Genomic DNA, 14,012 nt, shown 5'->3' on the forward strand with positions numbered 1-14,012 from the left:
GTGGGTCAACGGCGTCGACTTTAGTGGCTTTAGCGCTTTCAGTTACCGGAGCAGATTCGCCAGCTTGCGCCGCTTTACGCGCTTTAGCGCGGGCGATAGCCGCTTCGACAGCCGCCTTACGCGGGTCAACGGCGTCGACTTTAGTGACTTCAGCACTCTCAGTTACCGGAGCAGATTCGCCAGCTTGCGCCGCTTTACGCGCTTTAGCACGGGCGATAGCCGCTTCAACGGCTGCTTTGCGCGGGTCTGTCGCCGTGGTTTCTGCCACGCTTGTTTGCGTATCTTTCTCTGCCTGACGAGCGCGAGCCTGCGCTTTGCGAGCTTCACGCGCCGCAATAACCTGCTGGTTATCTGGCAGACTACCTGCCTGAATCACAATCGGTTCATTGCTTTGTGCTTGCTTGTTTTTCACGCGAGCAAGTGCTGCCTGAATTGCATCGTTATCTTTCGCAGTTGGCTGAACCGCTGCCTTCTTATGGCGTTCCTGACGAGCGGCTTTTTCACGTTCAAGACGCGCCTGGCGTGCCTCAAAGCGAATCTTCGCTTCAGCAGTGCGTTTTGCTTCCAGCTCGATTTCGCGGATCTCGGCTTTTTCCTGACGGAAGTACTGCACCAGCGGAATGTTGCTGGGGCACACATAGGCGCAAGCGCCGCATTCAATGCAATCTTTCAGGTTGTGAGCCTGGGCTTTATCGTGCTGCTGCCCACGGCTAAACCAGTAAAGCTGCTGTGGCAACAAATCAGCCGGGCAAGAATCGGCGCAGGCGCTGCAACGGATACAGTTCTGTTCTTCCTGCGGCTCACCCATTTCGTTGGCCGATGGGGCCAGCAAACAGTTGGTGATTTTAACTACCGGAACATCCAGCCACGGCAGACAAAAGCCCATCAGTGGGCCGCCCATAATCACTTGTTGATCATGGCCCGGACGGAATCCTGCAAAATCAAGCAGATGGCGAACCGGAGTTCCTAACCGTGCCCAGACATTACCTGGCTGTTGAACGGCACCGCCGGTTAACGTCACTACGCGCTCAGTTAAAGGCTCACCATCAACAATGGCGCGCTTCACCGCGAAGGCCGTCCCGACGTTTTGCATCAGCACGCCGATATCGGAAGAACGCCCACCCTGTGGTACCTGTTTCCCCGTCAGAATCTGAGTCAGTTGCTTTGCGCCACCAGACGGATATTTGGTTGGGATGACGCGTAGTTGAATGCCGTGGGTATCACATAACACCGCACGCAGCATCGAAATCGCCTGCGGTTTATTGTCTTCAATACCGATTAAAACGCGCTGAGGTTTTAAGATATGCGCGAGGATGCGCACACCTTCGACGATTTGCGCGGCACAATCCTGCATCAGGCGGTCATCGGCAGTAATGTACGGTTCGCATTCAGCCGCATTGATAATCAGCGTCTCGATTTTATCGCCGCCACCGTGCAATTTATTGCCCGTGGGGAAACCTGCGCCACCCAAACCTGCCACGCCAAACTGATGAATGCGCTCAATCAGCTCCTCACGGCTGCGGGAGGTATAGTCCTGCCAGCCGTCGCGTTCAATCCATTGGTCTTCGCCATCGGCTTCAATCAGGACACTCAACTCAGCCAGCGCAGAAGGATGAGCTGTAGAGTGGGGCGCAATGGCGGTAACGGTTCCTGAGGTAGGAGCGTGAACCGGCAACATGCGACCACGCCCGCGAGTCAATGGTTGACCACGCAGCACGTAATCACCGGGTTTCACGCACAGCTCTCCCTCAGCACCAATGTGCTGCTTTAACGGGATAACCAGTTTTTGCGGTAAAGGAACCTGGCGTAGCGGCGTGCCGTTGGATTGAGTTTTCATTTCCGGTGGATGAATGCCACCGTCAAAATCCCAAATTTTATCTTTTTTGAAACGGGTAAATAGCTTAAACATTTTGCTCCACCGGAATGAGTCGAACCGGGATGGTTTGCAGATCCCACTTCCAGCTTTCTGTGGTGGTTTCGACCGGGCGCAAATCAATACAGCGCGTTGGGCACGGGTCGACACATAAATTGCATCCGGTGCAAAGGTCACTAATAACGGTGTGCATGGCTCGGGTTGCGCCGACAATGGCGTCAACCGGGCAAGCCTGAATGCACTTGGTGCAGCCAATACAGTTGGCTTCGTCGATAACCGCCAACATACGCACGGGCTCTTGCGCATCGGCATCACCATCAATAGGTTGCGGGTCGACGTTAAGTAATGTGGCAATTTTGTGCATCACCGCCTCACCGCCGGGTGCGCACAAGTTGATATTCGCACCCTGGTTTCCTACCGCTTCGGCATAGGGACGGCAGCCAGGGTAACCGCATTGGCCGCACTGACTTTGCGGCAGCAACTCATCAATTTTATCGACAATCGGGTCTTCTTCGACACGAAAACGGCGTGAGGCATAGCCGAGGATCAGCCCGAATACCAGGCCTAACAGGCCCAGAGCTATCACCGCAATCCAAATAGTACTCATCAGAACTTTACCAGGCCGCTAAAGCCCATAAAGGCCAAAGACATCAAGCCTGCGGTGATTAGTGCAATGGCATTCCCGCGAAAAGGCGCAGGCACATCGGCAACCGCCAGACGTTCCCGAATAGCCGCAAACAACACCATCACCAGTGAAAAACCTACCGCAGCTGAAAAGCCATAAAGCGCGGATTGCAGGAAGTTGTGGCCAAGATTGATGTTGAGCAACGCAACGCCGAGCACCGCGCAGTTAGTGGTAATCAGTGGCAAGAAGATCCCCAACAGGCGATAGAGCGCCGGGCTGGTTTTGCGAACCACCATTTCGGTAAATTGAACAACAACGGCAATCACCAGAATAAAGGCCAGCGTGCGCAAATAGACTAAGTCGAGAGGAATAAGGATCAACTCATTGACCAGCCAGGCGCAAATAGAAGCCAGCGTCAGTACAAAAGTGGTCGCCAGCCCCATGCCAATAGCGGTCTCCAGTTTTTTGGAAACCCCCATAAACGGACACAGACCAAGAAACTTCACTAATACGAAGTTATTGACCAGCACCGTTCCAACAAAGAGCAGCAAATAATCTGTCATGAATAAGACCTGAAACCAAAAAAAAGCCGCCTATTATCGGCCAACAGGCCGATGACGACAACAGAACGATTATAGGGTTATTACGGTTTAATAAATGTTTGCTTCACGCGCTGTGAACGCTTGAGGTAAGGAACCAACAAGGCGGCAGCCAACAAAGGAAACATCAACTGACGTAATGCCAGGCTGTCACTTACTGGGGAAAATGCGAAGGCTTTAATCGCTAACAGTACTGACAGTAATAACCAAAGAATATAATGACGTACCACATTCTTACGACGTTTGAAGAAGGCAATAGTCAACCACATGGTGTAACCCCACATGGCAATGGCACAGGCAATTGAGGTGTACCAAAGGAGCACCATTTTGGGGCCTTGTGCGCTCATAAGTCGATGGCTTTCTGGGGTGATGAGCATCATAAGATAAATGGCTAGCGCAATAGTGCTGCTGAGAAGCGTCATCAAAAGCCAGGCGAGAGGGGCCAGAAGCCAGCCTGCAATACGAGGTGCTTGCATGGGTTCTTGGGTCGTCGTCATGTTACCTCCCGAAAAAGTATGAGACTTTCCTTATGCGAATCATAAGGCGGGAGGATTATAAGGTTTTTTCAGCGCTTTGCTACCTGTGATGCTAGAGCACATACCGCCAGACCGATTTTGGCACACAGCCTAAATCAAACAGACGTCCGCCTGAAACTAATTCCGCCCGACGATGATCGGCTGCGCGATACATATTCATCAGTTCATTATTATCTGTCAGGGTGTAGTTAAGATGATCAAACAGTTTTTCAAGGCTTTCGGACGAACTGATTTTACGGAACTTCATTAAATAATCGAGAGCAGTCATGGGGGGTGGTTATCCATAAAATAAAAGAGGAAAGGGCACGCAGTACGTTTGTTTTGTCCGAATAATAACCGTAAATCGCTTTTTATTTATCTACGAATAACCCGAGTTTAAATTTTTAGGAGTTTTCATCGGCTGGTTATGGCAAAACGCCAGTTGGATGCCGTCTTACGGACAGGTAGGCTGTGGAATACGCAACTAGCACGCAACAATATAATTACCTGTTGTTACAATCTGTGGGATGGTGTCAAATGAACCGTCAAAAATAATGAGGAACGCAAATGAGTGATAACATTCGTGTCGGACTAATCGGTTACGGTTACGCCAGCAAAACCTTTCACGCACCATTAATTGTCGGTACGCCTGGCATGGTCCTGGCGGGTGTTTCCAGCAGCGATGCCACGAAAGTTCATGCTGACTGGCCAAACATGCCGGTTGTCTCTGACCCTCATCATCTTTTCAACGACCCAAATATCGACCTGATTGTTATCCCAACACCTAACGACACGCATTTCCCGTTGGCTAAAGCCGCGCTGGAAGCAGGCAAGCATGTGGTGGTCGATAAACCGTTTACCGTGACGTTGTCACAAGCGCGTGAACTGGATGCACTGGCAAAAAGCTGTGGTTTGTTACTCTCAGTATTCCATAACCGCCGTTGGGACAGTGATTTCTTAACCCTGAAAGGGCTGCTGGCAGACGGTACTTTGGGCGAAGTGGCCTATTTTGAATCGCACTTCGACCGCTACCGTCCGCAAGTTCGCAATCGCTGGCGTGAGCAGGCTGGTGTCGGCAGTGGTATCTGGTACGACTTAGGGCCACATCTTATCGACCAGGCGCTAAATCTTTTCGGATTGCCGGTAAGCCTGACCGTGGATTTAGGCCAGTTGCGCCCGGGTGCGCAAGCCACTGACTACTTCCACGCGGTATTGGCCTATCCTCAACGCCGCGTTGTCTTACACGGCACTTTGTTGGCGGCGGCAGAAACTGCTCGTTATATCGTGCACGGAGCGCGTGGCAGTTACATCAAATATGGCCTGGACCCACAGGAAGATCGCCTGAAAGCGGGCGAACGTCTACCGCAGGAAGACTGGGGTTATGATATGCGTGATGGCGTATTAACGCTGGCGCAGGGCGACGTGATGGCGGAACAAACGCTGTTGACAGTGCCTGGTAATTACCCGGCTTACTATGCGGCGATTCGTGATGCTCTTACCGGTCACGGCGAAAACCCAGTGCCGGCAGCACAAGCTATTCAGGTTATGGAAATGATTGAGCTAGGGATGGAGTCTGCCAAACATCGCGCCACGCTGAATCTGTCATAGCCCGCATTTATAGGACATCTCACCCTGGTCCAGGGTGAGATGGACTTGTTTACTGCGCGGTAGGTTTTAACAGACTGCCGCTGGTTTTGTGCTCTGTCAGATACTGATGCTGGAAAATGCACATCCGGATTGTGTTGCGATACTCACCATTAATAAAGAATTCGTGGATTAATTCGCCTTCCACCATAAAGCCCAGTTTCTTATAGATATGCACGGCTTTGGCATTTTCTTTATCAACAATTAAATACAGCTTGTACAGGTTCAGCACCATAAACCCGTAATCCATCGCAAGTATAGCGGCTCGAGATGCCAGCCCTTTGCCCTGATAGTCTGGCGAAATAATTATCTGGAATTCGGCACGGCGGTGAACATGGTTAATTTCGACCAATTCCACCAGACCGGCTTTCTCGCCATTACATTCAATGACAAAACGCCGCTCACTTTGGTCGTGAATATGTTTGTCGTACAAATCTGACAATTCGACAAACGCCTCGTAGGGCTCTTCAAACCAGTAGCGCATCACACTTGCGTTGTTATCCAGTTGATGGACGAAACGGAGATCTTCGCGTTCTAGCGGGCGAAGTTTGATTTGCAAATCGTGGGGCATGTGAGTTCCTTTCAAAGTGGTAAGGCTTCCAGGCAGAAGCCTTATTGACTACAGTTGCCAGTTACGGTGCGACATCGCGACCGGTACGACGGTCCAGACAACGCAGGGTGTTGGGTTCCCAATAGGCGTTAAGGTTGGTGCTTTTCTGGCAATTATCACGGGCATCGAAAGCCACGTCGGCTTTATCCCACTCTTTCTCGGTGCGTTTGTTCACTTTCTGACGCAACTGGCGTGTGTCATTCCATTGCTCTTTGTCCATCGCCGCATCCTGGCGAGTTTGCGCATTGTCACCTGACTCAACGATCAGCTTACTTGTCTGAGCATGAGCTGGTTGAACAAACGCAACTGCGCTCAGCAACATTGCCAACGGCAAAATTGCCACGGACAGACGTTTGCGAAGGATTGTGTTCATTGTCGATTCCTTTTAGGGTGAAGCCCCTTTTGTTGATGTAAAAAATACCACTGGCGAGTGGGATATATCAGATGACCCACTTATTGACCTCATTATTCCAGACAATGTTCAATATGATCAAAACAACCTTGCTCTTTTTTGTTACTGCGCTCGCTGAAATCATCGGCTGTGTTTTACCGACGCTTTGGTTAAAACGCGATGGTTCGGCGTGGTTGCTGGTTCCCGCGGCATTATCACTGGCGATGTTTGTCTGGCTGTTAACCCTCCATCCGGCAGCTAGTGGGCGCGTGTATGCCGCTTATGGCGGGGTTTATGTGATGACAGCTTTGCTGTGGTTACGCTGGATTGACGGCGTTAAGTTAAGTACATACGACTGGGTGGGGGCGGCCGTCGCGTTTAGCGGCATGTTAATTATCGTGGCGGGTTGGGGCCGCGCCTGATACGTCATTTCCCTTCGGATAATCTTCCTGCTTTTCTCGCATTCCCACTGAAACACTACGCAAGAGTCACAAATTAATTGTGACTCAACACGCTAAAATTCAATAAGCATACTTGTATGGTAGTTGGCGGTGACGTAGTTTTACATGCATTGAAGACTGTCGACCAATGTGTTGTAAGGGAATCCGAATGAAGATTGTAAAAGCAGAAGTTTTTGTCACTTGCCCTGGACGTAACTTTGTCACGCTAAAAATTACTACTGACGATGGACTCACCGGGCTGGGAGATGCCACGTTAAATGGCCGCGAGTTGTCTGTCGCCTCCTACCTCAAAGATCATGTCTGCCCGCAGTTAATTGGCCGTGATGCACATCGCATCGAAGATATCTGGCAGTTCTTCTATAAAGGCGCGTACTGGCGTCGTGGCCCTGTCACTATGTCGGCAATTTCGGCGGTCGACGTGGCGTTATGGGACATTAAAGCCAAAGCCGCCAACATGCCGCTATACCAATTGTTGGGTGGCGCATCCCGTGAAGGAGTGATGGTTTACTGCCACACCACCGGCCATTCCATCGACGAGGTACTGGACGACTACGCGCGTCACAAAGAGTTGGGTTTCAAAGCCATTCGCGTGCAGTGCGGTGTGCCCGGCATGAAAACGACCTACGGCATGGCAAAAGGAAAAGGGCAGGCTTACGAACCAGCAACCAAAGGCGACTGGCCGGAAGAACAGCTGTGGTCCACTGAAAAATACCTCGATTTCACACCGAAGCTTTTCGAAGCGGTGCGCAATAAATTTGGTTTTAACGAACATCTGCTGCATGACATGCACCACCGTCTGACGCCAATCGAAGCTGCGCGCTTTGGTAAGAGCATCGAAGAACACCGCTTGTTCTGGATGGAGGACCCGACACCTGCCGAAAACCAGGAGTGCTTCCGTTTAATTCGTCAACACACCGTTACGCCGATCGCAGTGGGCGAAGTATTTAACAGCATCTGGGACTGTAAACAGCTTATCGAAGAACAGCTTATCGATTACATCCGCACCACCATCACTCACGCGGGCGGCATCAGTGGGATGCGCCGAATTGCCGACTTTGCTTCGCTTTACCAGGTGCGCACCGGTTCGCATGGGCCTTCTGACCTTTCGCCAATTTGCCACGCTGCGGCGCTGCACTTTGACTTGTGGGTACCGAACTTCGGCGTGCAGGAATACATGGGTTACTCCGAACAAATGCTCGAAGTGTTCCCACACAACTGGACGTTCGACAATGGCTACATGCACCCGGGTGAAAAACCGGGCATCGGAATTGAGTTCGACGAAAAACTGGCCGCGAAATACCCCTACGAACCTGCTTACTTGCCGGTCGCACGCCTTGAAGATGGCACCTTGTGGAACTGGTAACAGGAGAGAAAACTATGAAAAGCGTAACCATACAGCAGCCTGAAAAATTGGTCATTGAAGAACGTCCCGTTCCACAACCACAACCGGGAGAAGTGCGTATTCGTGTAAGCAGCGCCGGTATTTGTGGTTCCGATGTGCATATTTATCGTGGCCATAACCCGTTTGCTAAATACCCACGCGTCATTGGACATGAGTTTTTCGGCCACATAGATGCGGTGGGTGAAGGTGTTGAGTCTTCACGCATTGGCGAGCGCGTGGTTGGCGACCCGGTGGTGAGTTGCGGTCATTGCTATCCGTGTTTAGTCGGGCGGCCAAATGTTTGCGCTGAACTTCAGGTGGTTGGCGTACATCGCGATGGCGGGTTTAGCGAATATGTCACTTTGCCTGCCAACAATGCACATCGGGTGCCAGACAGTATTCCCGATAACGAAGCCACCATGGTCGAGCCGTTTACCATTGCGGCAAACATTTGTAGCCAGATGAATCCTGGCCCGCTGGATACGGCGCTTGTCTATGGCGCAGGCCCAATGGGGTTAACCTCGATTCAGGCACTGCGCGGTGTTTACGGCGTGAAAGAAATCATTGTTGCTGATCGTATTGATGAACGCCTGGATATGGCGAAAGCCAATGGTGCTGACCGGGTCATCAACAACACTCATATTGAGTTGAAAACCGAACTCGAAAAACTGGGCATTCGCCCGACGCTTATCATTGACGCTGCCTGTCATCCTTCGATTTTGCCGGAAGCTATCGGCATTGCCTCGCCTGCGGCACGTATTGGCATTATGGGATTCTCTTCTGATCCCTGTGTTCTGAGCCAGCAGGCCATCACTAGCAAAGAACTGACTATTTATAGTTCGCGCCTTAACAGTAATCGATTCCCAATGGTCATTAACTGGATGACTGAGCGGAAGATCCAACCGGAGAAACTCATCACCCACCAGTACGCCTACACACAGGTGCTTGATGCAATGGAACTCTTCGAGAAAGACCAAAAGCAATGCTGCAAGGTCCTATTGAAATTCTAAGCAACAACCTCTGAACCCGAATATTTGCTGTACCTACAACGACAAATTGCAGAGAACAGAAAAATGAATACAAAAATAGAGCTAAATAATAGTCAGCCTGAAAGAAGTACATCCGATTTAGTTAAAGCCGCGGTTTCCGGTTGGCTGGGAACCGCGCTGGAATTCATGGATTTCCAGTTGTACTCCCTTGGGGCGGCACTGGTTTTCCACGAAATCTTCTTCCCGGAACAATCTGCCGCTATGGCACTTATCCTGGCGATGGGGACTTATGGAGCCGGTTACATCGCCCGTATAGCGGGGGCTTTCTTCTTTGGCCGCATGGGGGACACCATTGGTCGTAAGAGAGTGTTGTTTATTACCATCACCATGATGGGGATCTGTACCACCTTAATTGGCGTGTTACCGACCTACGCGCAAATTGGTATCTTTGCGCCGATGTTACTGGTGTTGCTGCGTATTATTCAGGGATTGGGTGCGGGTGCCGAAATATCCGGTGCCGGAACCATGCTTGCTGAATATGCGCCAAAAGGTAAGCGCGGCATTATTTCTTCGCTGGTGGCGATGGGGACTAACTGCGGCACATTATCAGCGACCGCTATCTGGGCCATCATGTTCTTCTTCCTGTCAAAAGAAGAGTTGTTGGCCTGGGGCTGGCGTGTGCCGTTCCTCGCAAGTGTAGTGGTGATGATTTTTGCCATCTGGCTGCGTATGAACCTCAAAGAAAGCCCGGTATTTGAGAAAGTAAACGACGAAGCAGGGAACACTGCGGCGGCAAAACAAGCCGCGGATAAAACCCATTCTTTGGGTGCGATGTTCACCAGTAAATCATTCTGGCTGGCTACAGGGCTGCGCTTTGGTCAGGCGGGTAACTCAGGGCTGATTCAAACCTTCCTCGCCGGTTACCTCGTTCAGACACTGCTGTTTGAGAAAAGTGTACCGACCGATGCCCTGATGATTAGCTCCGTGATTGGCTTCTTTACCATTCCATTCCTCGGCTGGCTGTCCGATAAAATAGGGCGTCGTGTTCCTTATATTATCGTCAGTATCTCCTCGATTATTCTCGCGTATCCAATGCTGTCGATGATTATGGATAAGAGCAACGAGGTGAATGTGATTATGGCCTCGATCATCATTATTCATAATGTGGCGGTACTGGGGCTGTTTGCTCTGGAAAATATCACCATGGCAGAAATGTTTGGTTCGCGTAATCGCTTTACCCGAATGGCAATATCTAAAGAGGCGGGTGGTCTGGTAGCCGTCGGCTTTGGCCCGGTGCTGGCGGGTATTTTCGTCAACATGACCGATTCCTGGTGGCCGATTGTAGTGATGATGATTGCTTACTCTGTCGTTGGTTTGATTTCAGCACTGCTGATGCCGGAAGTCAGAGACCGCGACCTCAGCGTACTGGAAGATGCCGCTGAAACGCCAAAATCACAGCGCGCGGTAAAAGGCCTGCATGTGTGAAAGCGCAAACCATGAGTTGTTATACAGCTTTGAATTTCGTGTCATACCAAATGGCTAAAGTTTAATTCAAATCAAAATGCAGACTACCATAGCAGGTAGTCTGTAGCTGTCCCCAAGTTACTACACAGCGAGTTGTAAAAATGGAAAACAAACTCTTATCTGCAAAAGCTATTCTCCCGAAATATGACCGTAGCAAACTGGTATCACGCATCGTTCATCTGGGTTTTGGTGCGTTCCATCGCGCACATCAGGCAGTTTATGCCGACATCCTGGCTAATGAACATGGTAGCGACTGGGGTTACTGCGAAGTCAATTTGATTGGTGGCGAGCAGCAAATTGTTGATTTGAAGCAGCAGGACAACCTTTATAGCGTGGCAGAAATGTCTGCCGACGCCTGGCATTGCCGCGTAGTGGGTGTGGTGAAAGACGCCATTCATGCGCAGGTTGATGGTCTGGAAGCGGTATTTAGTGCACTGACCCAACCTGAAGTGGCCATTGTTTCCCTGACCGTGACTGAAAAAGGCTATTGCCACACTCCAGCTACCGGCACCATCCTGCTGGACCACCCGTTAATCGCCCATGATCTTGCTAATCCACAGCAGCCAAAATCTGCGCCAGGTGTGATTGTTGAAGCGCTGGCGCGCCGTAAAGCTGCGGGTCTGCCAGCATTTAGCGTGATGTCTTGTGACAACATGCCTGAAAACGGTCATGTCACCCGTAACGTTATTACTGCCTATGCGCAGGCGTTGAACCCGGAACTGGCGGCGTGGATCCAAGCGAATGTGACATTCCCATCCACCATGGTTGACCGCATTGTGCCAGCGGTTACGGCTGAAACGCTGGAACAAGTGGCACAAGCGACCGGCGTTGCTGATCCTGCGGCTGTGGCTTGCGAACCTTTCCGTCAGTGGGTCATCGAAGATAACTTCGTTGCTGGCCGTCCTGAATGGGAAAAAGCAGGCGCGGAACTCGTAAAAGACGTTCTGCCATACGAAGAAATGAAACTTCGCATGCTCAACGGCAGCCACTCCTTCCTGGCTTACCTGGGTTACCTGGCGGGTTATCAGCATATTTCTGAATGTATGCAGGATGAAAACTACCGTCGGACTGCTAAGGCATTAATGCTGCAACAACAAGCACCTACCTTAACCGTGCAGGGTGTTGATCTGGCAAAATATGCGGATTCATTAATTGCCCGTTACACCAACCCGGCACTGCGCCACCGTACCTGGCAAATTGCCATGGACGGTAGCCAGAAGCTGCCACAACGTTGGTTAGACTCCATTCGTTGGCATCTGGCAAACGGTAGTCAGTTTGATCTGTTGGCGCTGGGTGTTGCCGGTTGGATGCGTTATGTTGGCGGTGTTGATGAGCAGGGTAATCCAATTGAAGTGAGCGACCCATTACTGCCGGCGATTCAGCAAGCGGTGGCGTCAAGCAAAGAAGGGGAAACCCGTGTTAAAGCTCTTCTGGGGCTGAAAACTATCTTTGGTGAGGATTTGCCAGCTAACGAGAAATTCGTTCAGCGAGTCACTGAGAGTTATTTGGCGTTACGTGAAAACGGTGCGAAAGCGACAGTGGCTAAGTTCTAAATACTACATATTAATCTCGCCCGGTGACGGGCGAGACTTCAATCATTCTTCTTCAAACATTACTCTTCACTAAACCAGTCACGCTTCTCTTTACGAATCAATAATATCGACTGGCTAATCTCATGCAGATGGCGGTACATCGCCTGATCCACACCGTCTTCATCATGGCGTTTTAAGGCGTCGAAAATATCGTAATGTTGTGCGAGCAGCATCTCTGGTGGCGAAACGTGATCAAGGCTCATATAACGCACCCGGTCCATCGTCGCTTTGATGTTTTCGACCGTGTCCCAGGCCAGGCTACAATCGGCAACCAGCGCCAGTTGCTGGTGAAATTCGTCATCTAACTGGAAGAAGTCGTCTAACTGGTTGCGGTCAATGGCGATGCGTTGTTGGTTCAGCAATTGCTCGAGCATATAAAGGTGCTCGTCTGTCGCCATACTTGCCGCACGCTTCGCTACCGCACGCTCAATCGCTTCACGGATAAAGCAGCCGTTCTTAACATGGCTGACGGAAATCTTATTAACGTAAGTTCCACGCTGCGGGCGAATTTGCACCAGGCCAGTTTCCGCCAGTTTGATAAAGGCTTCACGAACCGGTTGGCGGGACACTTCAAAGCGGATTGCCACTTCTTTTTCAGACAGCGGCGTTCCTGGCGGAATCAGGCAACGCACAATATCGCGACGCAAAATGCGATAGATTTGTTGGTTAACGGGCTGAGTGGGGTTAAGCAATGTTGACGGTAGCATTAAATTTTTCTTTTTTTGGAAGAACCGTGCAAATTTAACATTTATTTGCACGGTCGCCCATACCCGAAATCCCTTCGAATATGGACAAGGTGATTAACCTTCGCGGTGAATGCTTAATCCAGCAAACGTCTGGCTAACCGGCATCATCTCAAGCGTATTGATGTTGACGTGTTTAGGCAGTGTCGCCACCCACCAAACCGCTTCGGTCACATCTTCAGGGGTTAAAGCGTTGGCGTTTTCATAGGTTTTCTCGACTTTGCCGTCATCACCTTTGAAACGTACATTGGAAAACTCAGTACCGCCGACCAAACCAGGCTCGATATCCGTCACGCGGATTGCCGTCTTATGCAGATCGGTACGTAAGTTCAGGCTGAACTGGCGCACAAATGCTTTCGTGGCCCCGTACACGTTGCCACCAGCATATGGCCAGTTAGCCGCGGTAGAACCGATATTAATAATATGACCGCGATCACGCTCGACCATGCCAGGCAGCACGGCGCGCGTTATATACACGAGGCCTTTGTTGTTGGTATCAATCATCGTTTCCCAGTCATCCGGGTCCGCTTTATGAGCCGGTTCCATACCCAGCGCCAGGCCCGCATTATTCACCAGCACATCAATGTTGCGCCAGGCCGCCGGTAACTGTTCCATCGCCACTTCGATAGCCGCACGGTTACGCACATCAAGTTGCAGCGTAATGATGCTTTCACCCAGCTCATCTTTGAGCTCTTGCAGACGTTCCTGACGGCGTCCAGTAGCAATGACTTTATGACCCTGTTGTACGAAACGACGAGTAATACTCTCACCAAATCCGGAAGTTGCACCGGTCACCAAAATAATCATCTCACTGTTCCTCAAAGGTTTTTGTTTGGTAATACCTTAGCATGCTAAGGCAGTTAGTGATAATTCAACTTTGTGCTAAAAACGACGTTGCAAGGGCCTGCACGCTGCTGGTGCAGCGGTATCTGCCGTGTGCAACTTTCTGGTGCATGAGACCCCGCGGATTTTTGCATCCTCAACTAATAATACCAAAAGGCAACCGATTGCGACCAAAGGCAACCGATTGCCTTCTCTAAAGTTGCTTAAATGTTGCGCAGCAAA

The 14,012-nt window shown here is 50.7% G+C and carries 15 protein-coding genes; 6 read left to right on the forward strand and 9 right to left on the reverse strand.

Annotated features, from left to right (window positions below; translation table 11 throughout):
- The 5 genes from rsxC to ydgT all read right to left on the reverse strand — a co-directional run.
- A partial coding sequence (rsxC, locus tag MES37_RS05070) for an electron transport complex subunit RsxC (protein ID WP_237930284.1) occupies positions 1–1,909 on the reverse strand: 1,909 nt, incomplete at its 3' end.
- Entirely contained in the window at positions 1,902–2,480 is a 579-nt protein-coding gene (rsxB, locus tag MES37_RS05075) for an electron transport complex subunit RsxB (protein ID WP_064546295.1), read from the reverse strand. The genes rsxB and rsxC, both read right to left, overlap by 8 nt.
- Positions 2,480–3,061: an electron transport complex subunit RsxA gene (rsxA, locus tag MES37_RS05080; RefSeq protein WP_034455395.1), complete on the reverse strand. Its 582-nt coding sequence runs from the start codon at positions 3,059–3,061 to the stop codon at positions 2,480–2,482. The genes rsxB and rsxA overlap by 1 nt, the downstream gene beginning before the upstream one ends.
- Before the next feature lie 80 nt (positions 3,062–3,141).
- Positions 3,142–3,594, reverse strand: coding sequence for a DUF2569 domain-containing protein (locus tag MES37_RS05085; RefSeq protein ID WP_064546297.1), 453 nt, complete (start codon positions 3,592–3,594; stop codon positions 3,142–3,144).
- 91 nt (positions 3,595–3,685) lie between these two features.
- A complete protein-coding gene (gene ydgT / locus MES37_RS05090) occupies positions 3,686–3,901 on the reverse strand; it encodes a transcription modulator YdgT (RefSeq protein WP_034495755.1) in 216 nt (71 codons plus the stop codon).
- Positions 3,902–4,179: 278 nt separating this feature from the next.
- Between ydgT and MES37_RS05095 the strand changes: the two genes are divergently transcribed.
- Positions 4,180–5,220 (forward strand): oxidoreductase, encoded by a 1,041-nt coding sequence (locus MES37_RS05095; protein ID WP_064546300.1) that lies wholly within the window; start codon positions 4,180–4,182, stop codon positions 5,218–5,220.
- Between the two features lie 49 nt (positions 5,221–5,269).
- Here MES37_RS05095 and speG read toward each other — a convergent pair whose 3' ends face one another.
- Positions 5,270–5,827 (reverse strand): spermidine N1-acetyltransferase, encoded by a 558-nt coding sequence (gene speG, locus MES37_RS05100; protein WP_064546302.1) that lies wholly within the window; start codon positions 5,825–5,827, stop codon positions 5,270–5,272.
- Positions 5,828–5,888: 61 nt separating this feature from the next.
- Positions 5,889–6,239 (reverse strand): DUF1283 family protein, encoded by a 351-nt coding sequence (locus MES37_RS05105; RefSeq protein WP_064546304.1) that lies wholly within the window; start codon positions 6,237–6,239, stop codon positions 5,889–5,891.
- 113 nt (positions 6,240–6,352) lie between these two features.
- Here MES37_RS05105 and MES37_RS05110 point away from each other — a divergent pair, with 113 nt between their 5' ends.
- The 5 genes from MES37_RS05110 (at position 6,353) to MES37_RS05130 (ending at position 12,165) form a co-directional block, all read left to right on the forward strand.
- The gene (locus MES37_RS05110; protein WP_121815628.1) at positions 6,353–6,679 is read left to right on the forward strand and encodes a YnfA family protein; all 327 of its coding nucleotides are present in this window, start codon (positions 6,353–6,355) and stop codon (positions 6,677–6,679) included.
- Positions 6,680–6,866: 187 nt separating this feature from the next.
- The gene (gene rspA / locus MES37_RS05115; RefSeq protein ID WP_064546305.1) at positions 6,867–8,081 is read left to right on the forward strand and encodes a starvation-sensing protein RspA; all 1,215 of its coding nucleotides are present in this window, start codon (positions 6,867–6,869) and stop codon (positions 8,079–8,081) included.
- A gap of 14 nt (positions 8,082–8,095) precedes the next feature.
- The gene (locus MES37_RS05120; protein ID WP_237930294.1) at positions 8,096–9,109 is read left to right on the forward strand and encodes a Zn-dependent oxidoreductase; all 1,014 of its coding nucleotides are present in this window, start codon (positions 8,096–8,098) and stop codon (positions 9,107–9,109) included.
- Between the two features lie 63 nt (positions 9,110–9,172).
- Positions 9,173–10,573 carry an MFS transporter gene (locus MES37_RS05125; RefSeq protein ID WP_064546309.1) on the forward strand — a complete coding sequence of 467 codons (1,401 nt, stop codon included), beginning with the start codon at positions 9,173–9,175 and terminating at the stop codon, positions 10,571–10,573.
- Between the two features lie 140 nt (positions 10,574–10,713).
- Positions 10,714–12,165 carry a mannitol dehydrogenase family protein gene (locus MES37_RS05130; protein WP_237930296.1) on the forward strand — a complete coding sequence of 484 codons (1,452 nt, stop codon included), beginning with the start codon at positions 10,714–10,716 and terminating at the stop codon, positions 12,163–12,165.
- A 59-nt stretch (positions 12,166–12,224) separates the two neighbouring features.
- On the opposite strand, the gene MES37_RS05135 is transcribed toward MES37_RS05130, so the two are convergent.
- Both MES37_RS05135 and ydfG read right to left on the reverse strand, forming a co-directional pair.
- Entirely contained in the window at positions 12,225–12,911 is a 687-nt protein-coding gene (locus MES37_RS05135) for a GntR family transcriptional regulator (RefSeq protein ID WP_232885802.1), read from the reverse strand.
- A 93-nt stretch (positions 12,912–13,004) separates the two neighbouring features.
- Complete coding sequence (ydfG, locus tag MES37_RS05140; protein WP_237930298.1) at positions 13,005–13,754, reverse strand: bifunctional NADP-dependent 3-hydroxy acid dehydrogenase/3-hydroxypropionate dehydrogenase YdfG; 750 nt, start codon at positions 13,752–13,754, stop codon at positions 13,005–13,007.
- Between the last annotated feature and the right edge of the window lie 258 nt (positions 13,755–14,012).

This window comes from Buttiauxella sp. S19-1, from assembly GCF_022134725.1.
GTDB lineage: Bacteria > Pseudomonadota > Gammaproteobacteria > Enterobacterales > Enterobacteriaceae > Buttiauxella > Buttiauxella ferragutiae.